At 38.8% G+C, this 24,658-nt stretch carries 25 protein-coding genes and 1 tRNA gene; 23 read left to right on the forward strand and 3 right to left on the reverse strand.

From position 1 onward, the window contains the following. Positions 1–86 precede the first annotated feature (86 nt). From K8O68_RS07670 to K8O68_RS07755, 18 genes are all read left to right on the forward strand, one after another. A complete protein-coding gene (locus K8O68_RS07670) occupies positions 87–839 on the forward strand; it encodes a transcriptional regulator (protein WP_230896326.1) in 753 nt (250 codons plus the stop codon). Between the two features lie 60 nt (positions 840–899). Then, entirely contained in the window at positions 900–1,535 is a 636-nt protein-coding gene (locus tag K8O68_RS07675; protein WP_230896327.1) for a hypothetical protein, read from the forward strand. A gap of 59 nt (positions 1,536–1,594) precedes the next feature. Continuing rightward, positions 1,595–2,440, forward strand: a complete 846-nt coding sequence (locus K8O68_RS07680; RefSeq protein WP_230896328.1) for a S1 family peptidase — start codon at positions 1,595–1,597, stop codon at positions 2,438–2,440. A 687-nt stretch (positions 2,441–3,127) separates the two neighbouring features. Then, the gene (locus K8O68_RS07685; RefSeq protein WP_230896329.1) at positions 3,128–3,715 is read left to right on the forward strand and encodes a recombinase family protein; all 588 of its coding nucleotides are present in this window, start codon (positions 3,128–3,130) and stop codon (positions 3,713–3,715) included. 2,984 nt (positions 3,716–6,699) lie between these two features. Continuing rightward, positions 6,700–6,927 carry a helix-turn-helix domain-containing protein gene (locus K8O68_RS07690; RefSeq protein ID WP_230896330.1) on the forward strand — a complete coding sequence of 76 codons (228 nt, stop codon included), beginning with the start codon at positions 6,700–6,702 and terminating at the stop codon, positions 6,925–6,927. A gap of 64 nt (positions 6,928–6,991) precedes the next feature. Further along, positions 6,992–7,813, forward strand: coding sequence for a helix-turn-helix domain-containing protein (locus K8O68_RS07695; protein ID WP_230896331.1), 822 nt, complete (start codon positions 6,992–6,994; stop codon positions 7,811–7,813). Positions 7,814–7,922: 109 nt separating this feature from the next. Beyond that, positions 7,923–8,555 (forward strand): hypothetical protein, encoded by a 633-nt coding sequence (locus K8O68_RS07700; protein ID WP_230896332.1) that lies wholly within the window; start codon positions 7,923–7,925, stop codon positions 8,553–8,555. Further along, positions 8,542–8,712, forward strand: coding sequence for a hypothetical protein (locus K8O68_RS07705; protein WP_230896333.1), 171 nt, complete (start codon positions 8,542–8,544; stop codon positions 8,710–8,712). Before K8O68_RS07700 ends, K8O68_RS07705 begins: the two co-directional genes overlap by 14 nt. 81 nt (positions 8,713–8,793) lie before the next feature. Beyond that, positions 8,794–9,363 carry a hypothetical protein gene (locus K8O68_RS07710; RefSeq protein ID WP_230896334.1) on the forward strand — a complete coding sequence of 190 codons (570 nt, stop codon included), beginning with the start codon at positions 8,794–8,796 and terminating at the stop codon, positions 9,361–9,363. Positions 9,364–9,402: 39 nt separating this feature from the next. Beyond that, positions 9,403–9,621, forward strand: a complete 219-nt coding sequence (locus K8O68_RS07715) for a hypothetical protein (protein ID WP_230896335.1) — start codon at positions 9,403–9,405, stop codon at positions 9,619–9,621. Between the two features lie 101 nt (positions 9,622–9,722). Continuing rightward, complete coding sequence (locus tag K8O68_RS07720; RefSeq protein WP_230896336.1) at positions 9,723–9,932, forward strand: hypothetical protein; 210 nt, start codon at positions 9,723–9,725, stop codon at positions 9,930–9,932. A 14-nt stretch (positions 9,933–9,946) separates the two neighbouring features. Continuing rightward, positions 9,947–10,207, forward strand: coding sequence for a hypothetical protein (locus K8O68_RS07725; RefSeq protein WP_230896337.1), 261 nt, complete (start codon positions 9,947–9,949; stop codon positions 10,205–10,207). A 20-nt stretch (positions 10,208–10,227) separates the two neighbouring features. Continuing rightward, positions 10,228–10,881, forward strand: coding sequence for an HGGxSTG domain-containing protein (locus tag K8O68_RS07730; RefSeq protein WP_230896338.1), 654 nt, complete (start codon positions 10,228–10,230; stop codon positions 10,879–10,881). An 85-nt stretch (positions 10,882–10,966) separates the two neighbouring features. Beyond that, the gene (locus tag K8O68_RS07735) at positions 10,967–14,008 is read left to right on the forward strand and encodes a tape measure protein (protein WP_230896339.1); all 3,042 of its coding nucleotides are present in this window, start codon (positions 10,967–10,969) and stop codon (positions 14,006–14,008) included. Between the two features lie 60 nt (positions 14,009–14,068). Further along, the gene (locus K8O68_RS07740; RefSeq protein WP_230896340.1) at positions 14,069–14,287 is read left to right on the forward strand and encodes a hypothetical protein; all 219 of its coding nucleotides are present in this window, start codon (positions 14,069–14,071) and stop codon (positions 14,285–14,287) included. A 48-nt stretch (positions 14,288–14,335) separates the two neighbouring features. Next, positions 14,336–14,638 carry a hypothetical protein gene (locus K8O68_RS07745; protein WP_230896341.1) on the forward strand — a complete coding sequence of 101 codons (303 nt, stop codon included), beginning with the start codon at positions 14,336–14,338 and terminating at the stop codon, positions 14,636–14,638. 677 nt (positions 14,639–15,315) lie between these two features. Continuing rightward, positions 15,316–15,633 carry a BRO-N domain-containing protein gene (locus tag K8O68_RS07750; RefSeq protein WP_230896342.1) on the forward strand — a complete coding sequence of 106 codons (318 nt, stop codon included), beginning with the start codon at positions 15,316–15,318 and terminating at the stop codon, positions 15,631–15,633. Positions 15,634–16,500: 867 nt separating this feature from the next. Further along, positions 16,501–16,576: transfer RNA gene (locus K8O68_RS07755), tRNA-Ala, on the forward strand. Positions 16,577–16,691: 115 nt separating this feature from the next. Here K8O68_RS07755 and K8O68_RS21585 read toward each other — a convergent pair. From K8O68_RS21585 to K8O68_RS21590, 3 genes are read right to left on the reverse strand one after another with little or no spacing between them, the layout of a single operon-like run. After that, on the reverse strand, positions 16,692–16,883 hold the full coding sequence (locus tag K8O68_RS21585; RefSeq protein WP_370640499.1) for a tyrosine-type recombinase/integrase: 192 nt from the start codon (positions 16,881–16,883) through the stop codon (positions 16,692–16,694). A 7-nt stretch (positions 16,884–16,890) separates the two neighbouring features. After that, entirely contained in the window at positions 16,891–17,313 is a 423-nt protein-coding gene (locus K8O68_RS07760; RefSeq protein ID WP_370640502.1) for a tyrosine-type recombinase/integrase, read from the reverse strand. After that, positions 17,240–17,665, reverse strand: coding sequence for a tyrosine-type recombinase/integrase (locus K8O68_RS21590; protein WP_370640501.1), 426 nt, complete (start codon positions 17,663–17,665; stop codon positions 17,240–17,242). Before K8O68_RS21590 ends, K8O68_RS07760 begins: the two co-directional genes overlap by 74 nt. A 356-nt stretch (positions 17,666–18,021) precedes the next feature. On the opposite strand from K8O68_RS21590, the gene K8O68_RS07765 reads away from it, so the two are divergent. The 5 genes from K8O68_RS07765 (at position 18,022) to K8O68_RS07785 (ending at position 24,394) form a co-directional block, all read left to right on the forward strand. Further along, on the forward strand, positions 18,022–18,867 hold the full coding sequence (locus K8O68_RS07765; RefSeq protein ID WP_230896344.1) for a PRD domain-containing protein: 846 nt from the start codon (positions 18,022–18,024) through the stop codon (positions 18,865–18,867). Positions 18,868–19,093: 226 nt separating this feature from the next. Then, positions 19,094–20,962 (forward strand): beta-glucoside-specific PTS transporter subunit IIABC, encoded by a 1,869-nt coding sequence (locus K8O68_RS07770; RefSeq protein ID WP_230896345.1) that lies wholly within the window; start codon positions 19,094–19,096, stop codon positions 20,960–20,962. Positions 20,963–21,002: 40 nt separating this feature from the next. Beyond that, a complete protein-coding gene (locus tag K8O68_RS07775; protein ID WP_230896346.1) occupies positions 21,003–22,466 on the forward strand; it encodes a glycoside hydrolase family 1 protein in 1,464 nt (487 codons plus the stop codon). A gap of 27 nt (positions 22,467–22,493) precedes the next feature. Continuing rightward, positions 22,494–23,267, forward strand: coding sequence for a histidine phosphatase family protein (locus K8O68_RS07780; protein ID WP_230896347.1), 774 nt, complete (start codon positions 22,494–22,496; stop codon positions 23,265–23,267). A 281-nt stretch (positions 23,268–23,548) separates the two neighbouring features. After that, positions 23,549–24,394 (forward strand): Cof-type HAD-IIB family hydrolase, encoded by an 846-nt coding sequence (locus tag K8O68_RS07785; protein WP_230896348.1) that lies wholly within the window; start codon positions 23,549–23,551, stop codon positions 24,392–24,394. Positions 24,395–24,658 lie beyond the last annotated feature (264 nt).

The raw sequence follows: 24,658 nt of genomic DNA on the forward strand, positions 1-24,658 counted from the left end.
GAGAAGCACTCCTCCATGGGTTATTTTACTACTTTCATAAATATATCTCAAGGGGTGCTCCTCTTCTTAATTGGAGGAGTATATTAATGAAGAAACTAAGAGAGCTGGAGACCTTCTCCAGTGTTTCTAATATGGATGAGTTTGTAAGTGAAGCTCTGGAGGTTCTTGAAATTAAAGAATTAGATAGAAGCTTATTAAGGTTGCTTGCTGGTTATTCCTGCAAGTTTATAGGTGTTTCATTTATGAAAGTCCAGACAATGGCTGATAAGCTGGAGGTCTCTTACAAAACAACACAGAGGGCTCTAAAACGGCTTAAGGACATAGGTGTAATTCAAAGAGTAAGACAACTGAGAGAGGTCTCTGGAGGCTTTGGGAGTTCTTTAACTATTATTAGACCTATCGAGTTGACCGATGGAAGGCAAGCCTCCAAGCCAGTTACAGAAGGGGCTGAGGAGGGTTCTCCTAAAAGGGAAACATTTTATCTTAAAGCATACAAAAAAGATATTAAATACATACGACACCAGGAGGAGCTAGACTACTCTTATTTATCTGAGTTTATACCAGCTCAATTTATAGATACAGTTAAACCATTTGTAAAACCAGAGGAGGCTCTATCCCTGTGGAGTAAAGCTCAGGTAGTAGCTAGGAAGTATGCTCCTTCAGTGGTAGACATTATAGAGCCAGCTATTAGATCGTTTAAGGCTACAGTTATGGCATACAAGACAAATAGAATAAAGAACAGCTTTGGAGGGTACTTCTGGGGAGCACTCTCAGGGGTCTTCTCAACAGAACAAAGGAGAGCTGTAAGCTCCCAGAGGTTTAACTGGCTGGAAGAGTAATAGAAGTATTTTCCTTTAATTGGTATAATCTTATTAGATATATCTTAAGGAGGGTGCTATATGAAAAAGGAGTTATTAGAGCCAGTTTATAAAGCTTTAGACCGTATTAATCCTGGGTTATCAGATTCTCTTGAGGTTGCATTTGAGCTTGTTCCTTACCTAGGGAAGCTAGTCTCACATATAAAGCTTAATCGTTTAGCAAGAAGGTTTGAAGAGCATAGAGAGCAACTCAGTAGAATAGCTAAGTTACACTCTTCAGAGATTATGAGCGCTGAGTACATTAACGAGAGGATATTTCCAATAGTATTAGAGAACTTAATTGAAGAGCATGAAGACGCTAAAATACAGTTTATACTTAATGGCTTTGAGAACGTCTTTATTGAAGAAAAAACTATGGAGTCAATGGTGCTTAACTACTTTGATACATTAAAAGACTTGCGCTATCTAGATATAAAGAGGCTATTCTACTTAACGTCATTAACTGAGGAGTATAACTTTGAAGGAGAAGAAGAGAAGGCAGTAACTCTTAATGTTGATGTGAAACTCCAAAATATGGGCTTACTAGGTGTTTTGAGTAAAGGAATGAAATTTGGTGGTGGTGGAACAGAAGATGAAAAGGAAATTACCAGAGAGAATGTGATAGTTTACTCTTATGGAAAGAGATTTATTAATTTTATTAAAGACAGGAACATTTAGTACGTAAGCAGGAAAACACTTCCATTTCATAGAATGAGTTATAAAAGGAGGTTATTTAAATGGACACTAAAGAACTTAATTATTCCACAGTAAGAATTCATTGTAATCACCAAAATGGAACTAGTAGTAGTGGTACTGGATTTATCATTAGGTTTGCAGAACAGACTATAAATGGGAAGTATGCAAGTGTTCCCTGTATTGTAACTAACAAACACGTAATAAGAAATGCACATGAGATCACCGTTAGATTCCACTCAACAAATTTAGATGGTACTAAGACTAAAAAACATTGTCAATTCACATTTGATCTGTCTAAATTAATCATTATGCATCCTGATGATAATGTTGATTTATGTGCGATTCCTATAGAGACTATGTATAGGGTAGCTTTCAAAGATAATATTAAACCTCATTATTATGGTATTAGCTTGCACCAAATTTCTAAAGAGGAAGCGCTAAAAGAATACTATCCCTCTGAAGATATAGTTGTAGTAGGTTATCCAAATGGAATTTGGGATGAACTACATAACCTCCCTGTTTTTAGAAAGGGAACATTAGCCACAATGCCTTCAGTAAATTATAAAGCTAAAAAGGAATTTTTAATTGATTGCGCTATTTATCCTGGTTCTAGTGGGTCACCTGTGTTCTCGGTTAAACAATTATTTAATCCAGACACGTATGAACCATTCACCTCAATAAAATTATTAGGAGTAGTATATGCTACATACCAACATAATGCTAGAGGCGAAACTATTACAAAAGATATTCCAACTAATATTATAGCTACCCCTGTTCCAAATCATTTAGGAATAGTTATAAATAGTTCAAGAATTATGGAGCTGGACACAATTATAAGAGATTACTTCTCTGATGTTCCAGCAGATGACATTTTACAGGTTGATTAATCTACCCCTGATAACCTTAAGCTCCTTGAGTACCCTCTTGGAAGAAACTTTTAATGTATGCTACCTCAGTTTATTCTCTATGAGGAAGCTTGTTTGTAGAGAAGCAAAAGAGAGTAAAACCCCTGGAGTGTGAACCTACCCAGAGAGTAGCTCCAGGGAGTTAGACTTTAGAGAGCTAGTATTCTTTGAAGGTAGTCTCATGAGTGTATAACTTGTTAGTAGTGGTATGAAGTGTGGAGCTGATGGAGTTAGACTCTAAGGTATGGAGCTCCAGGGAGCTAGACTCTAGAGAGTGTAAATTGTTTTACCTTCCCCTCTATACGGTCACTTTTCATTATTAGCCACTCAGTATTATACACTCAAGAGACACACTGCTCAATTATGTCTACTAGAGAAACACACTCCCTAGTCTCCACCTCATAAATACCATTAACCAATGAAGGAACCTCCAGAGTTAACCTCCTGGAGTCCTTTTTTTTTGAGTTAACACTACACACTAACCAGTAAAACTCCCAGGGTCTCCATGAGATAGCCAGTTCATAAGATGTTGCTGTGAATTGTCGCTCCTGGAGTACCCTCTTTAGTGTATCATTTAAGTTTACCCTATTGACACACTTTTGAGGCGCTGATATGATGGGCTTAACAAAGTCTCATATACATGTTTCAAAAATAAAGGGGAAATGATACATGAAGTACGGATACGCAAGAGTCTCTAGCTCAGGGCAAAACTTGGAGAGTCAGATTAAAGCACTTACTGAAGCTGGCTCAGAAGAGATATATAAAGAAAAGCTCTCTGGAAGGAACAAAGAGAACAGGGAGCAATTTAACAAGCTCCTGGAGACTGTCTCAGAAGGTGACACTATTGTAGTAACTAAGCTAGACCGCTTTGCCAGATCAACTCAAGACGCTCTCTCAACTATTGAGACACTTAATAACAAGGGAGTAGGTCTCATAGTGCTAAACATGGGAGGGGATAAGGTAGACACTAACACTCCTATAGGAAAGCTTATGATTACTGTACTCTCTGGGATAGCTGAATTTGAAGCAGATATGATTAAGGAGCGCCAGCTCGAAGGGATAGAGCTAGCCAAACAAAGAGGAGCTTACAAGGGAAGACCAAAGAAATATACTGATAAGAACAAATCTCTCCAGCACGCTCTAGAGTTATTCCATGATAGAGAAAATAACGGTATGACTGTTAAAGAAATATGCCAGATCACAAAGGTAAGTAAAGCTACACTTTATAGAAATGTTAGAGAAGGAGCCACCTCATAAGGGAAGGCTCTTTTTTTTATGTCTTTGTTACCTATGAGCTGGACTCTTAAAGGGTATCACTTTAGAGCTTTCTCTCTGGAGCTTTGAAAGCTTATGAGAAGGTTACTGAGGTATAGCCCTTGAGAGGAAAACTAAACAGGAGAGAGCTTTCAGAGCTGGCTCCAGGAGGGCTAGCTCATACTGTGATTATTTGTATCACACTGAGGAGCCACACTCTTGAGTTTACCTCCTGAGAGCTTCTCTCTGGACTCGTAATAGCTTCTGTAAAGACCACTAGGAGCTTAACTCCTGAGAGGAAAGCAAAACAGGAGAGAGCCTGGGAGACTGGCTCATAAGGTTCACCTCATACTATGTAAAGAGCCTTACACTGAGGAGCGGTCTAAGGAAACACACTCTGTAAATGACTCTCTGAGAGCCTCTCTCTGGATTCCTGAGAGGTCGCTAAGAGGCTTAACACTAGAAAGGCTAGAGCTTTCTATGAGGAGCTAGTGAGGGGCTCTCATGAGGTGTTCTTTTAGAGTGGACACAAGAACTCTATATTGTGTTCATTGAGAGGACAACTCTAAAAAAATGTAATATGGGGGTCGTTCTCATCTCGCATGGAGCCATTTACAGAAAATATACCACAGAGTAAAACGCTTTAGTGAACTGAAGAGGCTACACTCTGGAGTACTCTCTCCAGAGGTAACACTCCCCAGCAAACACTCACAGAGCTCCATACTGGCTCACTGTTAAACAATTAAGGTATGACTGGAGTATTAATACCTCCTGGAGCTATAACTCCTTAGAGAAGCTCACAGAGATTCACAGGGGGAGGGGGCTTTTCTAAGTCCCCTCCTCATTTTTTTATAATATTTATTTTACAGTAAAGGGAAGTCCACAGAGAAGCTCAGGAGGCTCTCTCTCGTTTAGTATGACCTCAGTAAGACATATAGCACCTGGAAAGGTTAACGCTTCTTAGAGAAGCTCACAGAGCTTTCTATGGAGTCACACTAGAGAGCTCCAGCTCAGAGGAGCGACAAGAAAAGGAGTTAGCTGGCTCAGGGCACTCCTATTTTTTTTATTTTAGGATATATTAGATTAAATATGAGAGTGAATGAAAGGAGCCCTAAGGAGGTGGCACTCTTTAATCCACCTCTTATTTTTATTTAATGTATTCATGAGCTAGCACTCTTTAGTCCACCTCCTATTTATTATTTGATGTATCTATGAGGTGGCACTCCTTAGTCCACTCTGGAGCTACCTCATGAATGTATCTAAAATATGTGAGGTAGGGGGTCTTTTCTATTCGTATGTAGCTATTTATTCAAACTATAATTTAGAGTAAAAGCGCATATAAGAGGTAGCTCTCTTTAGTGTAACTAATGAGGTTCACCTCCTATTTTTATTTATACGTATCTATGAGCTAGCCCTCTTAGGTTATCCTCCTAGTTATCACTCATTAGTAACACTCATTTTTTTATTTTATCTATGAGCTGGCTCTTAGCTTTCTATAAGAACAAGATAATGATTTACCCTTAAAAGTGGCTTCGTCCCTTGGGGCTCTAAGAGTGAAGGGCTATAAAATACCGGTCATCTCATGTGCATTTTTTAGGGAATACCGGTCATCTCATGTGCAAAAATTATCTAATCACTATTAATTAAGCTCCTAAGTTCCTATCTCCTATTGATATTCAATGTATCTATGAGGTGGCTCTAAGCGTTCCATAAGAACAAAGATAATGATTTCCCCTTGAAAGTGGCTCTAACCCTTGGGGCTCTAAGGGTGAAGGGCTAAAAAATACCGGAAATCTCATGTGCATTTTTTAGGAAATACCGGAACTCTCATGTGCAAAAATTATCTAATCACTATTAATTAAGCTATTTAGTCCACCTTCCTATTTTATTTACATGTATCTATGAGCTGGCACTCTTGGAGCTGTAATAATGTGCTCTATATAAGAGAGTAAGAGCATTTCTCCTTCCAAAAGTGCTCTGGAGCCAGTCATATCAAGGGTTGAAGCTAGTTTTAATAGAGCTAATATATAACCCTGGGAGAAGCTAATAGAGCTAATATGTAACCCTGGGAGAAGCTAATAGAGCTAGTGTACAACATACATAATAAGGTTCAAGTGAGTGAATTGCCCTCTAGCCCTTGGGGCTCTAGAGGTGAAGCTGGTTTTAATTAACGACATATTTGATACTGAGGAGGGGTGATTAACGACATATTTGATACTGAGGAGCAATTTTAACTACAACATACATAATAAGGCTCAAGTGAGTGAATTGCCCTCTAACACTTGGGGCTGTAGGGCTCAAGGTCTTTTTAATTGACGACATATTTGATACTGGGGAGGGGTGATTGACGACATATTTGATACTGGGAAAATTACAAGAGAGTAAGAGCATTTCTCCTTACTAAAGTACTTTTAAGCCAGTAACACCAAGGGCTCAAGCCCTTTTTAATGTGTGCCATATGTAACCCTGGGAGAAAACCCTTCCGCTCCCTTAGAGGTGATTAGACGATAAGGCGGTATACATAGTAGAGGGACTTTTAATAGGGATTAGACGCTAGACCGATACATATAGTAGAGGGACTTTTAATAGAGAGTAAACGCTAAAGCGGTATACATAGTAGAGGGACTTTTAATAGGGAATAAACGCTAACCCGATATATATAGTAGAGGGACTTTTAAGAGGGAATAAACGCTAACCCGATATATATAGTGAAGGGGAAATTAAGATCAAACTCAAGAGGATTTATTTAACAGTAAAACTTTTGAGCTTGCTCTTAATAGTCCAAGCAAACATCCTCTTATGTTTATGGTTGAGCCAGTATTCCTGTGCTGGCTCCTCTCATAGTCTTTAGAGCAAGCTTGTAATGTCTAGCAATCATCTTTAGCACTGTCCTTTAATTTGTTGAAAGCTAGCACCCCCTAGCTTCTTCTTTTTTATTGGAGAGTACATTTTATAACATAAAGCAATTTACTGGGAGGTACTTAATAATGGAAAAACAAAAAATTATTCGCTTTGAGCTAAAACAGCTACTCAAAGAAAAAGGAATGACTTATGAGGAGTTTGGTCAAAGGTGTAACCCACCAATGGAGAAGCAAGCTGTTTATAACTTAACCAAAAGAGAAGGGGTATCCTTTTCAATGTTAGAGCGTATTGTTAACGCTCTTAATCTTAGTGAGGAGGAGTTGTCCAGGCTCATTAAGATTTACTCAGTATGAAAGGTGGTTCTAACACGAAAGACAAATATTATGAAGCTCAACAGTAGAGCAGGAGGAAAAGAGAATGAGCAGGGACTATGGAGAGTTAACTATAAGAGAGCTCGTGGAGTTAGGTGGTCAAGCAATAACACCAGAAAGAGTTGAAGCTAATGAAGCATATAAGCAAAAGCAAAAATTATTAAATGCTGATAAGAGACAGTTTACTAAGGTAAATGAAAGGGAGTGTAGTCTCATAGTGAATACATTAACGCTAACACAAGCAGGAACGCTTTTGAGTATGTTTGCATATATGGAGCTGGGAGAGAGTGGACTTTTATACCACAATGGTAAAGAGCTTAGCATAAAAGATTTCTCTAAGCTGACTAACAAGAGTGAGAGAGCTCTTCAGAGAAGTATATCTGAATTGGTTAACCTTGGTTATGTTACAGCTCACAAGAGTGGGAGAAGTACTTACTATTCAATTAACACCCAGATAGCTAACAGAGGAAAAAGCCAAGGAGAAGGGTTCTTTTCAAGGTTGTTTGTTACACAGCTCAGAGAGGTTATTAAAGGAGCTACTCTTCAAGAACTGGGGTTATTTTTACATTTACTACCACACTTTAACACGAGAGCTTATGTTATAAGCAAAAACCCCCATGAGTTGGAGCTTAATAAAATTGAGTTATTAAACAGAGAAAAAATTGCTGAGTTAACTGGATTAAGCTTACCTACTGTTAAGAGACTTATTCCAAGCATGATGAGAAAAGGGCTTCTCACTGGTGTTAAAACTTGGAGAACAGCAATTATATTGCACCCAAGATTAGTGAGTAGACAGCTCAAGAAAGTGACACTTGAGGATGTTACAGACATTATTGAGAACGAATTGAACAAAAAGAAAGAATGGTAAAGCCAATGAGCTTTAACAGATAAAGCACACAGTAAACCCTGCTCTATGAGGAGGGCTATTTGAGTGCAAAAAAAAAAGAGAGAACAATAATTAAAGGAGAGTGTTAAACATGGGGAAAGTAATTGAGGAGACAAAAATTACAAAACAGATAATGATAGTTGAAAGTAATACTGGAGAGATACTCCAGAAGGTCTGCAAAGACTGTGGACACCTCAAGTTAGCTGAGGAGTTCCCCAAAAACGGGGAAAGACTCAGACCTTATTGCAAAGATTGCTGGAGAGAGCGCCAAAGAGCGTACTATGAAGGGATAAAGCTAAAGCGCTCAGTTTACCGCCACAGAGCGAGGGCTAAGGAAGTAGGCTTAGCTGACACACTCACAGAGGAGCAACTAAAAGAGCTCCTGGCTCATGCTAATGGTCGCTGTATGTTGACAGGAGAGCCAGCTACGGAGTCAGACCCGCTCACTATTGACCATGTAACAGCATTAGGGAACAGATTCTCCCTGGGAAATGCTCCATGTAACATTATACTAGCTAAGAGATCTTTGAATTTTTCTCGTAAAGAAGGGTGTCTACTGAAATTTATTGGCAAGTACCCTGAGAAGGTAAACCCTGAGAAGACTGAGGAAACAATAAGCTATCTCTCAAAGCAAGCAGGAGTAGAGAAAGCTGACTTTATAAGACTCTTAGAAGATATTGAGGAGTTTTCTAAGAAGGAGGGAGAGCTTAATGAAGAAAAGTAAAGAGGAAGCATACAAAAGAGTGGAATATGCAAGAGCTCAATTGAAACAGGTCAAGGCTAACAAACACTTATTAAACTCCCCTGAAGGACAGAGACGTTACAAAGTGCTTTTATTACGTATGCAGAAAGTTGAGAGGGAGTACAGAAAGGCTAAGTAACATTAAAGAAGGTAACTCCCCAGCTCTAAATGAGGTGGGCTATTTATATTGGATTAAAAACAACTTTGGAGGGATTGGATTATGAAACTATTTAAGAGCGAGATTGAAAAGGTGCAGGAGAAAAAGAGCCAGGTTAACGAGAAGATTCAGGAGGAGAAAAACAAAAGAGATAAACTTACCAATGCACTTAAGCTTTCAGAAACTGAGTTAATGATTGATGATTCAGCTTCAGTTAAAAAGAAAACTGATAAGTTTAGCAAGGCTATTAAAGACCTTGACAAGGAGATTGAAAAACTCAATAAAGAAGCCTCTGAGGTCTCCTCTGAGCTGTCAGAGCTAATTAAGCAAAAGAAACAGGCTGAGATTGATGAGGCTTGCGAGGAATACGCTCAGGAAGTGGAAATTTCCACTAAAGCCACTATCCTAAGTAAAGAGTTAGAAAAACTCCAGGATTTAGCTGATAAAAAGTCAGGATTAGCAAACCCTAGAGCCCTCAAAAAGCTAGCTGGAGTAAAAACAAGTGAGCGCTTTGGACAAGAACATGCTCACCTCCAGGAGAAGGCTTATGAAACAAATGAAAAGGCTAAAGCCAAAGCTAAAAAGGAAACTGAGAAGGTGCTGAAAGATGTTAAGAAGCTACTCGGTAAGTAAGAGCTATTGAGAGAAAAAACTAAAGAGGTGAATATTTCAATGTTCTTTAAAGGGGATGGAAGCAAGAGCAAAAGGGCTATTAAGAGTGAGGAGTTTTTACAGCTCTTGGAGGAGCGGAAGGTTCATAGTAAGAGAGAGCTGGATTCTTTCAAGAGGAAGCAAGATTTTAGAGACAGTCTCCTCAAGGATGAACTTAAAATGATTGAGATTGGAAGGAGCTTGAAAGAGACGCAAAGTAATTTAAAGCAACACCAGTAACACTCTTAGAGTAACTCTCTAGCTGGATACCTTCAAGAACGAGGGAGCGGAAGGCTGGAGAGTTACACTAAGGAAAAATTATCTTAAGAGGTGAGTATTTAATGGAAAATATAAAGGTTAACTACCAGAGATTAAACCAGTCTTATGAGGTGGCTTCTAAGTACTATCAGGAGACTGGAAGCACTCACCTATTAAAGTTCGCTCTGGAAGAGCTGGAGACCTTTGAGAGATCTTTCCTGGCTCACTATGATATTGAGGAGCTAATAAGTATTCAAGATGAGTTAGGTATGGAGCAAGCAATTTTAAATTAAAAGGGGGTTATACCATGGGGAACAAGAAAACAGGTATTGAAAATGAGAGCTTTGCAGAGCAAGCTGTAAAACAAGCTTTTGAAGAGGTAGATAAAAAACTCCAGCGAAAAGCTGAGCTAGAACAACTTAAAAGAAAGCAACTTGGTAAACAGAGCATAGAGGAGCTGGAGGAAAAGATGAATAAATTCTTTGAGGAGCAAGACCAGAAAAGGGAAGCCAAAAAGCTGGATAAGTTCTATGAGGAACACGTTAGAAAATATGGCAATTCATTATAACTAAAAGAGGTGAGAGGAGAATGGCTGGAAAAGGGAGACCCTATAAGGTTGACCCTGAGCTGGAGAAAGTAGCTAAAGAGGCTCAGGAAGCTAGGAGAAATGAAGACTGGGATAGATTAAAGGAGCTCAAAAGAAAGCTCAAAAGAGAGTCTACAATTTGTGGGGCTGTTATGGGAGCCTCCAAAGATTATAGAACTTGCAAGAGAAAGCCAGTATCTGAGAGTAAAGGTAGGTGCGCTCTCCATGGGGGGAAAACTACTGGACCTACTACCGAGGAGGGAAAGATGAAGAGCAAAAGACAGCTTAATCCGCAGGCTAACATGATTCACGGTATTTATTCTAAGGACTTCAAAAGTACACTCACTGAGGCTGAGGTAGAGTTTTATAATTGGTCTATTGATTGGTTCATGGAGGAGCACCCTGAATATGTAGACCCTGTTAACTTAACACTCTTTGAGCGCTATGTAATGAACCGTATTAAAGTAGCACGAAAAGACGGAACTGACTTCCTGGGAGACTCTCAGAGTTATAACGATTCAGAGGTAAAAATGCTTCGCTTCTCAGAAGTACTGGGGCTGAACAGGAAGTTTAAAGAGTCTAAAGATAACAAAGATAACACTAACAATCTAGGTATTACAGCCTTGTTTATGGATGACAAAGACGACACACACTAAAGCAATTAATACATATAAGCCAGCTCATTTAGCTCCCTCTCAGTGAGGGGGCTTTTTTGAGTTGGCTTAAGGAGGTGCAAGACTATTGAGCAACACTATAGATATTCTCGTAAATGCTACTGACAATGCTAGTGACGCTATGCAGGGTATCTCTGGAGCTGTAGGAGACCTAGAGGGAGCCATGGAAAGAGCTGAAGGAGCTTCCAATGCTATGCTAGCTGGTGTAGCTGGCTTAGGTGCTGGGGTAGTAGCTATGGGAGGCAGGGCTGTTAGTCAACTGGCAGATATAGAGCAGATTAACACCAGATTAGAGCACTCTCTAGAAGCTACTGGAATGAGCGCTTTTACCTCAGCAGACGCTATAGGAGCATACGCTGAGGAAATGCAGTACAAGACAGGAATAGAACATGAGTCCATAAGGTCTGCTATGAGCCAGGTAGGAGCTATGGAGAATGTAAGAAATATGTTTGAAAGAGGAGACACCTCTGTAGAGGATTATATGGACACTACAGCAGACTTAGCTACATTTTGGGATACTGACTTTCAAAATGCTTCTAGTGTATTAGCTAGATACTTAGAAGACCCAGCAAGCGCTATCTCCAGGCTAGAGAGGAGAGGTATTTCCCTTTCTGAGAGTCAACAAAAGCAGATCGAAACAATGACAGAAGCTGGAGACACAGCAGGAGCTCAAGAGGTTCTCATGGACGCTCTTACAGATTCCACTGAGGGGCTAGCTGAAGCCAACAACAATACAATGATAGGTTCACTTTCAAATATGAGATATGCTTTTGATGATGTATGGCAGTCAATAGTGGATAACCTGGGAATAATGGACTCCTTGAGAGAGACCACTGACAATTTAACAGATCACTTCCAAAACTTTGAGGATTCAGTTAATGAGAATGGAGTAGGAGGAGCACTAAGAAACCTTATTCCAGATAATTTAATTCCATTAATCACCTCAGTAGCTGGAGCTGTCTCAATGGCACTCGTACCAGCTATATATGCAAAAGCAAAAGCTCTAGCAGTAGCTACAGCTTCAATCTCTCCCTTCTTAGTAGCAGGGACAGCTCTAGGAGCCCTGGCTTACTATATATATGATAACTGGGAAATGTTCGCTCCATTCTTTCAGTCAGCTTTTGAGATTGTCAGAGGAGCAGTAGAGAGCTTCAGGTCTTCCTTTATGTCAGCCTTTCAGAGCCTCATGAGTGGTGTACTTCCTTTATGGGATTCTATGAAAAGCTCATTCCAGTCTATGATTCCCATACTAGAGCTAGTCATGGTAGTTATAGGAGGCTTACTCACTACAGGACTGGCTACTTTTAACGGTCTGGTTTCTGGTATTGCTCCAGTCTTAACAGCGTTCTTTAACTTCATAGAGTTTGTGAGTGAAATGGTTCAAATGTTCGCTTCACTTCTCCAGGGAGATATGGAGGGAGCCATGAGTCACTGGCAAAATATGAGTGACGCTTCTATCTCTATGGTTATGAACTTATGGGATGGACTAGTAGGCTTCTTCACTGGTTTTGTAGGTACTTTCGTAGGTATCCTGGAGAGCTTTGGTTTAAATGTTACTGAAGGGTTCTCTAATATGTGGCAGTCAGCCCAGGAGAGTGTATCCAATGGGATAAGCTCAGTAGTCAGCTTTATGAGCGCTTTACCTGGTAAGGTACTGGGCTACATAACTAATATGGCTACTAGTATGCTCAGCTCAGTGAGTAACCTATGGAGTAATACAGGAGTAGCTTTCTCTAATGGAGTGAGCTCAGTTCTTAGTTATATTACTAATCTGGCTACCAGTATGCTAAGCTCAGTAACTTCTCTCTGGAGTAGCACTACCTCAGCTTTCTCCTCTGGAATTAGTTCAGTGATAAGCTTTGTAGCAAGCCTCCCAGGGCAGGTAATGAGCTACATTACTAACATGGCTAGCAGTATGCTAAGCTCAGTAGCTAGCCTCTGGAGCAGTACAGGAACAGCTTTCTCTAATGGAGTGAGCTCAGTTCTTAGTTATATTACTAATCTGGCTACTAATATGCTCAGCTCAGTGACTAACTTATGGAGCAATACTACCAGCGCTTTCTCTACTGGGATTAGTTCAGTAGTAAGCTTCATTAGTGGATTACCAGGGCAAGTTATGAGCTATATTACCTCTTTAGCTTCAGACTTTATAAGTTCATTTACTTCCATGTGGTCTGATGGTGAGAGCAGGGTGTCTAGTGGGATTAGTACGGTAGTAAGCTTTATAAGTGGTCTACCAGGTCAGGTTATGAGTTATATCAGCTCCCTGGCTTCAGACTTTGTTAGCTCCATTACTTCCATGTGGTCTGACGGAGAAAGCAGGGTATCCAGTGGAATTGATACAGTAGTCAGCTTCATTAGTGGGCTCCCTGGTCAGGTTATGAGCTACATTAGTTCCCTGGCTTCAGATTTCATAAGTTCCATTACTTCCATGTGGTCAGATGGAGAAAGCACCTTTACAAGTGGTATCAGCTCAGTAGTGAGTATAGTAGGTGGGCTTCCAGGAGAAGTCATGAGCTTTATTACCTCTCTAGCCTCTGATCTAGTCAGCGGTTTCACTTCCATGTTCTCTGATGGAGTGAGCGCTGTAAGGAGTGGAGTAGAAAACATGATAAGCACCATTACAGGCTTTGCTTCCAGCTTTGTTAGCGCTGGTTCTGGTCTGATTAGTGGGTTTACTGATGGTATCACCTCTGCTTTCTCTGGAGCTTCTAGCGCTGTCTCAGATGGTCTGAGCTCAGTGAGAAACCTCTTACCATTCTCACCAGCCAAAGAAGGTCCATTATCAGACCTGGATAAGTCAGGGGAAAGCTTTTTTCCTACCTGGTATGATGGAGCACTCAAAGAGGCTGATAATGTAGGTAAAAAAATAGGTGGAGCTATGGACGGTCTCAATAAAGATATGGACGATGAGGCAGGCTCAGTACAGCTCTCACACTATACAGGAAATAGACAGAGAGTGACAGTTCAACATGAACATAGTTTCAATGGAGCCATTAAGGTAGAAGGAGATAATTCAGAGGAAACTGTAAGAATGACAGCAGATAAAGTGAAAGGTGAACAAGAGGAGATACTCAAGGATATAAGAAAGTCATTTAGAAAGTATTAGTGAGATGGGAGCTTAACAGCTCCCTCTTTACTATCAAAAAACCTTGTGAGGTGGCTACATATGGGAGACTTAAAAAAGTTTGGTATCAAAGACGGTTTTACTTATTTTTTAACAACCAGGAGAGTAGTAGTCCTTAATACAGATGACTTTGTAAGAGTTAAACCTGAGCTTGATGTTATCGTCAAAGAATTAACAGAAGAAGATAAGGGAGTAGATGAAGATTACTTTTTTATGATCTATGAGGGGGAAGAGCTCAAAGAGAGTATACATATTCAGTAGTAACACTTAAGAGAGAAAGCTAAAACAATTAAAAGGAGAGTGTTAAACATGAAAGATTATTACTACTATGTAGCAGAGTTTAAAAAAGGGGAAAACAGCACTGTATTTGATGAGTTCATTATCTTTCCCTCTGGAGAGTATACTCAGGAGGAAGTCCATGAGAGTGTTTATACAAGGGCTTATGGTATAGCTCTTGAGAGGGGGCTGGAGCTTGAGAGCTTCACCTTTGAGAACTCTCATGAGTTGGATTATGTTAGGTGGGAAAAGAAGAGACTCCAGGAGCAGGATACTAAAGCAAGCCTGGAGCGCTCTTTAGACACATTCCAAAGCTTTAACCACCAAGGGAAGTGAAAACTAAGGAGCTAGCTCTCAGGGGCTGGCTCCTTTTTTATGATGAAAAGCTGACTACGATAGTATCGTACTCATGTCAAAAGCGCTCAATGTGGTTTCTCACTGAGTACGGTATCTATGAAGTGAATGAGGATGAAAAGCTAACTGAACTAATTGTTCATTCAGGTCAAAACATATGTACTTCCTTAATGAGTACAGTCTCTATGAAGTTAATGAAGAAGAAAAGCTGACACTACCATTAGTAGCTTCAGGTCAAAACAGATTAGCAAACTTCTTAACTGAGTAGAGTCTCTGGGGAGTGAGTGAGGAAGAAAAGCTGATACAAACAATACTTGTATCAGATCAAAACAGGACAGCTATTATCTACAGTAGATGAGGATGAAAAAACCACTTGTACAATTAGTACATCTGGTAATTACAAATCTCGAACAGTTTTCCTCACTGAATACGGTCTTTATGAGGTATGAGGGTGAAAAAAGGATGGCGATAGTATCGCTACCCTTAGGAGGAAGTCAGAAAACTTGGCTCCTCACTTAGTACGGTCTCTATGAGGTGAATGAAGATAAAAGTCCGCTCATTTAGCGGAGACTTGAGACAGAGAGACTTCCTTACTGAGTACGGTCTTTGTAAAGAGGAAATAATCAAAGTGAACAATATGCACTTTGAGAATAGAACAGGTGGAAGAGGAACTACTAGGGAAGACTTTTAGAGTGTACGGCTCTGAGCAGGAGCCTCTCTTCCTAGCTAAAGACGTAGCTGAGTGGATTGAGTATGGAGCCAAAAACTCTTATAGGATATTAGAAACAATAGACATTGACGAAAAGGTAAAAGCGACCTCCCCAAGTTTTGGGGTAGTGAGAGAGACTTGGTTCCTTACTGAGTACGGTCTATATGAGGTGGATAATGATGAAAAGCTGACGTCATTAATTCTTACGTCAGGTCAAAATAGAAGCTACTCCTCACTTAGTACGGTCTCTATGAGGGAACTTAGATGAAGAGAAAAAAATAACGGTTAACAATAGTAACCGTCCAACCTGGTTCCTCGCTGAGTATGGTCTTCATGTGGTATGAGGGTGAGAAAGTCAAGGCAAACAGTGTTTGGGCTGAGAATAGAACAGGTGAAAGAGGGACTTACTCCTCACTGAGTATGGTCTCTATGAAGTGAATAAGGATGAAAAGGAGGCTCACAATATGAGCACCCTTGGAGGGAATCAGAAATCTTTTATGAGGTAGATGAGGATGAGAAATTAAAGGGCATATCTGAGGTAACTAATAGTTATATCACATCCAGAGCTAGAGATACTCAGGAACAGTGGTTTCTCACTGAGTATGGTCTCTATGAGGTAGATGAGGTCAAGGTAAACAATGTTTACTCTGAAAATAAAACAGGTCAAAATAGAAACTACTCCTCACTGAGTATGGTCTCTATGAGGTACTAGGAAACATAGATGAAGATGAAAAGATGACTACGGTAATATCGTACTCATCGAAAAAACGCTCAATGTGGTTTCTCACTGAGTACGGTCTCTATGAGTGAACATGGTTGATGAAGCTAAACAGTAACCTTAAAAAAAGCTCTCACCTCCTTAGTTTAAAATTATGTGAGGTGGGGGCTTTATTTATCTCGTACCGCTCCATTTATACAAAACATGAAAACCATTAAAAGCCCTTCCCTTTGAGCCAGGTACTTAGCAAACTTCACACCGCTGAGAGCTTCTAAAAAACTCCCTCTCCCCAGGTTTACTTCACTTTTAAATACTTTACAAATAACCCTTGACAGTGACAGCATGGACATAGTACATTATAAAAGTAACTTTTATACCGTATTCAGTCCAATGAGGGTCAAACCCTTGGTATCACTCGGGGCATTAGCTCAGCTGGGAGAGCGCCACACTGGCAGTGTGGAGGTCAGCGGTTCGAGCCCGCTATGCTCCACCATACATATTGCTTATAACGACGCGGTTCTTCGTGCCAACGAGGAATTGTGTCGTTTTTATATTTTCAGCGTTTGCGCACATTTTGTGCACCTTTAGCGGGCTAAAGTGTGTCGTTTTCAAAAAAAAGCTTCCTTATATTTCAGGGCGGCTTGCTTCTGGGTATCAGGATTGACATGCGAGTAAATGTCTAGTGTCACACCAACACGACTATGGCCTAAACGCTCAGAAACAACTTTTGGGTTTTGTCCTAGCTCAAGCATTATAGTAGCATGAGTGTGGCGAAGGTCATGAAAACTAATTCGAGGCACTTGAGCTTTATTTAAAATCCTGTAAAAAATCTCGCAGCAAATTTCTGGGTTCTTTTGGCTTTCCGTTATATGTGCAGATAATTATATCATTATCTTCATAAGCCTCTGATAAACGTATTTTAACCTTTTCCTGCTTCATCTTGAGTTCAATTAGTTTTTTAGTGGTAGGGAGAGATTGAAATTTGTCTTTTGGATTTTGATGTTTTGGATCTTTAAAAACCAAGCCCTTTTTAGTTCGACCGAGAGTTCGTCTGATATGAATTTTACCATTTTCAAAATCCACATCGGACCATTTAAGTCCTAATATTTCTCCTTTTCTCATCCCTGTAAATATTCCCAGTAAAAAGGGCATTTCTTTATCTTCGTCCTTTGTATGGTTTAAAAAAATTTTTGCTTGCTTTTTCGACCATATAACAGTTTCCTTTTGAATGCATTTTGGGAGGGGAGGTGTTTAAGATTGGATTATTTCGAATTAATCCCCATTTCATCGCTTGTCCAAATCCTCGTGATAGCATCGAATGCATAACTCGAATTGTTTTAGGGTTATATCCTTCATCCAATTTTCCGGAGTAAAATCTATCTATATCACAAGTTGTTATTTTAGCAATTAACATTTTTCCAAAGTAAGGAACAAGATGGTTGGAAATAATAAAGTATCTGCTTTCAAATGTTGTGACTGAAACTTCATGTCGGTATTGGGTGTAAAACCATTTATTAATAAATGGTTCGAAATTATCTGTACTTATTTCCTGGTAGGTGCCGGAATGAATCTCACCAATCACTTTTTGCGAAGCAAGAATAGCTTCTTTCTTTGTAAGGAAACCGCCTTTATATTCCGATGGATGGAGCCACCTTTATTTGGTATTTATTATTTGGCTCTTTTCAGAATGGATAATAAATCTGAATATTCTGTTTTCATTTTGCAACACTAGTGAATGTACGATCTTTTGAGAAAAGGATAACTAACCACTTGACAATAAAGATGATATATGAGAATATATAGTTGAAAAGACACAGGAGTGTTACTGATTCATTTCAGGCACCACCAAGTCAGATTTAACATGGATTGATTTCTATCATTTCAGTGTTATTTTTGATATTGGTGTTTTTTTATGATTTTTTTAGGAGTGAAGCTGTTATGCTTAAAACCATAAAATCATTAAACAACAATATCGTATTGGCTGTAAAAAATAACACTGGAGAAGAGTTTATTTTATTCGGAACTGGTATAGGCTTTAAAAAGAAAAAAGGGGATATGATTGATGAAAATCTGGCCCAGAAAATCTTTCGCCCTGCAGATTCAGTTAAAGCGGAAGAACGAATTAAAGGGATATCTCCAGAAATACTGTTGGTCACAGAAAAGATCGTTACTTTGGCTGAAAATAAACTGAATAAAGAGTTAAACCAGTCGTTACTCTTTTCCTTATCTGACCACCTTGATTTTGCAGTAAAAAACAATGATCAAATTAACAGTGATAACCCCCTTCAATGGGAAGTTCCCCATCTGTATTATGTTGAGCATGAGATAGGAAGAAATGCCTTGCTCATCATTGAGCGTGAGCTGGGAATTAAACTCCCGGAAGCTGAAGCGTCATTTATAGCTCTTCATCTTGTGAATGCACAGTTAGATCACATGACAATTGAAGATACAGTACAGGTTACCAATCTCATAAAACAAATCATTAGCATAATACAGCGATTATTTGAAATTAACCTCGACAAACAAATGGTAACGTATTCGAGATTCATTACACATCTGAGATATTTTATTGCCCGGAACAATAATGAAAAGAATAAGATTCCGCCGGGGACAATGGATGATGACTTCCGTCAGTTAATTCAGGAACAATATATGCGCAGCTATGCTTGTGCTCTAATGATTAAGGATATGATTGAAAAAGAATACGGTTGGAAAGTATCGGATGATGAAGTGGTTTATTTGGTCATTCATATAGAAAGGCTTGTTAAAGAAAATCAAAATTGAATAGCTGTTAATTAGGGGTGTTACCTAGAGGCATTAACCTAAGTGAACCAAGTTAGCTACTAGCTAATTGGGTTGCTTAGGTTTTTTTATTGGAATTAAATATCACCTACAGACGGGGGGATTGAATAAGTGGAATGAGAGTTTACCATGTCATCTGTCGTTTCAACCTTTTAAAAGATTTGAATAAAATATGCTTGTCAAAACTCTGAAGAAAGTAGGGGAAGAGATGGATTACAAAAAGGTTGCCGAAGAAATTATTAAATTATCCGGTGGAAAGAAAAACATCATTCAAAATTGGCACTGTATTACTAGACTCAGATTTAATGTGGCCGATCAATCGAAAGTAAAGCTGGAAAAACTGCACAGCATTAATGGTGTTTTAGGAGCTCAATTTAAAAGTGGCCAGTTGCAGATTATTATTGGTCATGGAGTAGAGGACCTTCATAAGGAGATTGATGCGATCACTGAGGGGGCAGCACATTCGGAGACTAGAGGTAAAAAAAGTGGAAATGTTATAGAAAATGTTCTGGATGTAATATCAGGTATATTTACTCCGATATTACCAGCAATTGTGGGAGCAGGGTTATTAAAAGGGTTGCTTGCATTATTTACAGCTTTAAATTTATTGAATGAAACAGGTTCGAACTACGAAATTCTTCATTTTATTTCTGATGCTACCTTTCATTTTCTACCGTTTCTGCTGGCGTTCTCAGCTGCGAAAAAATTTAATGCGGACCCCTCAATCTCAGTATCTCTTGCCGGTATTCTGATGTATCCGCAGATCATGGAATATGCGGCCACTGGTGAGGTGGCAAGTCTTCAGTTCCTTGGTCTGGATATTCCAATGGCCAGCTACGCTTCGTCTGTAATTCCAATAATACTGACTGTCTGGTTGTTGAGTTATGTAAATAAATTGCTGAGAAAAGCAGTACCTAAATCACTCAATATTGTTTTTATTCCGTTACTGAGTCTAATCATTACGGCTCCAATAATGCTCAAAGTGCTCGCGCCAATGGGGATGTATATCGGTTCTTATCTGGAGTCATTTTTTACTACCATTTTTTCAGTTTCCGGTCTAGCTGCAGGATTATTAATGGGTGGGTTGATGCCTGTTATCGTAATCACCGGCATGCATTATGCTTTTTTCCCAAGTACCTTTGCCAGCTTTGAACGACATGGGTACGATATAATGCTTTTGCCAATGAACCTTGCCGCTAACCTTGCTCAAGCGGGGGCTGTATTAGGGGTATTTCTGAAAACAAAAAACAAGAAAATGAAACAAATTTCATTTTCTTCATTTATTCCTGCCGTATTCGGGATAACCGAGCCTGCAATTTATGGTGTTACATTAAGACTTAAGAAACCTTTTTACGCAAGTTTAATTGGTGGCGCAACTGGAGGTGCAATCTTTGGTGCACTTTCAGTAAAAGCGACTTCATTTACAATTCCTGGAATTATGTCATTGCCGACGTACATTATGCCCGGAACTAACAATATGATTTTTGCGCTAATCGGGGTGGTTTCAAGTTTTAGTGTCGCCCTTATTATCACGTTGATATTAGGATTTAAAGATGAAGATGCTGGTGAAATATCAACACCAGTAACAGAAAAAGAAAACAATGATAAAAACCTGAAGCAACCTATAAGTGTATCATCCCCTATATCTGGTAAAATGCACCCTTTAAGTGAAGTGGACGACGAGACATTTTCATCAGAAAAAATGGGGAAAGGTGTGGCAATTCAACCGTCAGAAGGAATAGTATATGCACCCTTTTCAGGACAAGTAATAGCTACAACTCCAACAAACCATGCTATAGGATTACGTTCGGATGACGGCGTGGAAGTCCTCATTCATGTCGGCTTAGATACAGTTAATTTAAAAGGTGAGGGATTTCGTTTATTAGTAAAAGATGGACAAAAAATCATAAAAGGAGATAAGTTAATCGAATTTGACATGGACTACTTGAAAGATCAAGGAGTTTCTCCACTTTCTCCGGTTATTGTTACAAATACTCCAGAATTTCTTGAAGTTGTAACAGTTAAGTCAAATGAAGTTAAAGCTTGCGATCAAAAATTACTTATGTTAATTAAGTGATTTTGATATATCACCAAATTATTTTATAGGAGGAATAAACATGACTAAAGTTACTGATGGTTTTTCAAAGGATTTTTTATGGGGAGGAGCTACTGCTGCCAATCAGATTGAAGGGGCCTACAATTTAGGCGGGAAAGGACTTTCAACATCTGACTTTGCTGCTTTTAAAGACCCTTATGCGACTGGCAAAGTCAATAACTTTACATTTGATGTCACGTCTGAAGAATTGGCAAAGTACAGTGAACGGCCGGAAGATTATTTGTTTCCTAAGAGATGGGGAATTGATTTTTATCACAGGTATAAGGAAGATATTGCATTATTTGCAGAGATGGGATTTAAAGTTTTCCGCTTGTCAATTTCGTGGGCACGTATTTTTCCAACAGGGTTGGAAGATCGTCCTAACGAAGAAGGACTTGCATTCTATGACAAAGTGTTTGATGAATGTGAAAAGTATGGGATTGAACCACTCGTGACGATGTCCCACTATGAGATGCCCATCGAGTTAACTAAAAGATATAACGGGTGGGTCAGCCGTGAACTTGTGGCATTATTTGAAAAATATGCACGTGTTCTGTTCGATCGCTACAAGGGTAAGGTGAAATATTGGATTACCTTTAATGAAATGAACATGAACCTGAATAGTCTGTATACAGGTGCTGGTGTTTTAGCTGATAAAGTGGAGAATTCTCTTCAAGCTGCTTATCAGGCATCACACCACCAATTTTTAGCGAGTGCATTGGCTGTCAAGGCAGCTAGAGAAATCTCACCAGATGCAAAAATCGGTTGTATGATCAATCAAATTGAGTCTTATGCAAAGACAACAAAACCTGAAGATCAGTTACAAGCTGTTAAAGCTGAACAATTGAATATGTTTTATCCTGATGTAAAAGTCAGAGGTTCATATCCTTCATATATGGTTAGATATTTCAATGAACAAGGTATACAACTTAATACTTTGGAAGGGGATGACGTTATCCTTGCAGAAGGCACGGTTGACTATGTTGCCTTTAGTTATTACATGTCACATGTTACTGAATACCGTCCAGATGCTATGAAGTTGGCTGGCACATTTGACAGTCCTATTAAAAACGAGTATTTAGAATTATCCGAATGGGACTGGCCAATTGATCCAGTAGGACTAAGAATCTCTCTGAATAAACTCTACGATCGATATCAAGTTCCTTTATTTCTTGTTGAAAATGGTTTAGGAGCAAAAGACGTTCTCACAGAGGACAAGAAAATACATGATGAGTATCGTATAGATTATATCCGAAAACACATTATTGAAATGAAGGAAGCGGTAAAAGATGGTGTTGAATTAATGGGCTACACCACTTGGGGGTGCATCGATCTAATCAGCTGCGGAACATCACAGATGAGTAAGCGATACGGTTTTATTTATGTAGACCAGGATGACAAAGGGAATGGAACGCTCGAACGAATTAGAAAAGATTCGTTCTACTGGTATAAAGATGTAATATCTACGAACGGTGAAAAATTATAAAATTATTATTTAAAGGAGATTTAACCAATGAAAAAATTCATAGCCGTTTTAATATTCATTTTAGTTAGTAGTTTGTTATTCGGATGTGCTAATGATAAGAGCGCTGAAGAATCCACTAGCTCTGATGAAGGTATCGAGATTCATTTAACTAGACACGGTAAAACAATATTCAACACTATGGACCATGTACAAGGTTGGTCTGATACACCTCTTACAGAAGAAGGAAGAGAAGTTGCTATTGATCTAGGTAAAGGGTTAACAGAAATGGATTTAGATGCTATTTATAGTAGTGATGCTGGTCGTTCAATTGAAACCGCTGAAATAATTATTGGTGAAAGTGGGCACGAACTTGAGCTTGATGCAATGCACCATTTCCGTGAAATGTATTTTGGAAAATACGAGGGCTTACCAAACCCAGTTATGTGGGATGACATAATGGACCTCATTGGTGCAGATGATATGAATGATGTTATGACTGGTGGCTATCAAATTAGTGATGTCATTAATGCTGTGGCAGAGCTTGATGAAACAGGTGAAGCTGAAACATGGGATGAAATAACCAACCGCCTAGAAGAAGGTCTAGAAAATATTGTATCTATTGCGAAAGATGAAGGGCATAAAGAAATTATTGTTGTTGCTCACGGTATGGCTATAGCATCCATTTTAGAGATGATCGATAGTGATCAAGGTATTGTTCATGTTGGTAATTCAAGTATTTCTACGATAAAACATTTAGAAGATGATTATTCAATTTTAGGAATAGATGACATGAAGTTCGTTGAAAAAGGCCGCGCTGAATAATCTAATTTGTAACACCTTAATAAATTTTTCAGTTCACAAAATTACAAAGCCACAAATATACATGTGAATTTGTGGCTTTGTACAAATAAAATAGTATCTATAAATAGCAATGTCCCGAAGCATTGTAAAATAAGTTGTGTGAACGACATATTTTTGATTGTTAGAAATATATAATAAAATCGGTTGAACAATAAAAAAGTCTATAGTACTCTTCATTTTGTAATTATTGGATACTGTAAATAAATAGCTTCAAATTATTATTGATAGAGTGGAGAGGTAAAATGAAAAAACACATATTTATCGATGTAGATGGTACTTTGTGTATGCCTAATGGAGAAGTACCTGAGAGTGCAATCTATGCAATCCGGAAAGCAAGAGAAATCGGACATAGTGTTTATTTGTGTACAGGGAGGTCAATCCCGGAACTCACTTCTGAGATTACATCCATCGGTTTTGACGGCGTGATAAGTGCTGGTGGTGGATGTATAGATGTTGGATCAGAAAACATTTTTCACACAACTTTTACAGAAGAAGAAGTGAAAAGTATAATTCAAGTTTTAGAGAGTTACGGTTCGGGTTATTATCTTGAATCCAATGAAGGATTGTATGGCAGTGAAAATTGTGCAAGTCTTATAAAAGAAACAGTCACTAAAGGATTAGTTGAAGATAGTGAAGAAAGTGAGCAAGCAATTGCTGAATTTGACTGGTTTTTCGGACTGTTGGAGACAAATAATCGTATGAAAGTGGACTATGGGAAAATCAATAAAATATCATTTATTGGCAGTTCCCCCAATTCATATGAGCAGATAGAGAAGAATATAGCACGAGAATATAATATGTACAGATCAACCGTTCCCCAATTTGGAAGAGATAGCGGGGAAATTGCCTTGAAGGGAGTAGATAAATTTACTGCAATAAAATTAATAGAAAAGAAAGCAGATATAGCATTTGAACAAACATTAGCTATAGGCGATGGAAGTAATGATATTAGAATGTTTAATGCTGTAAATTATAGAGTAGCTATGAAAAATGCTACAGAGGAATTAAAAAAGGCAGCTGATGAAATTACAGAATCAGCTGTGGAGGATGGTATCTATCGTACATTTTTAAGGAACAATATTATCTAAGTATAAAGTTTATTTCAATTGTGTTTATTATCATTCATCTGTGTACATTTTTGTGCACAGACTTATTTATCTAGGCAAAATTAATTTAACTTACTTGTTCTCAACATTAAAAAAAGCTAGATGCACCATACATATTGCTTATAAGTAAGCGTCAAACCAACTACACCTTCTCCTTTTCCTTATGCCATGCGATACTCTGATTAAGAAATGAAGATAAGGAGAGTTGTCATGGCCAGAGAAGATATGTACCTGCAATGGAAAAAA

Origin of the sequence: Salipaludibacillus sp. CUR1 (genome assembly GCF_021028955.1) — a bacterium.
GTDB lineage: Bacteria > Bacillota > Bacilli > Bacillales > Salisediminibacteriaceae > Salipaludibacillus.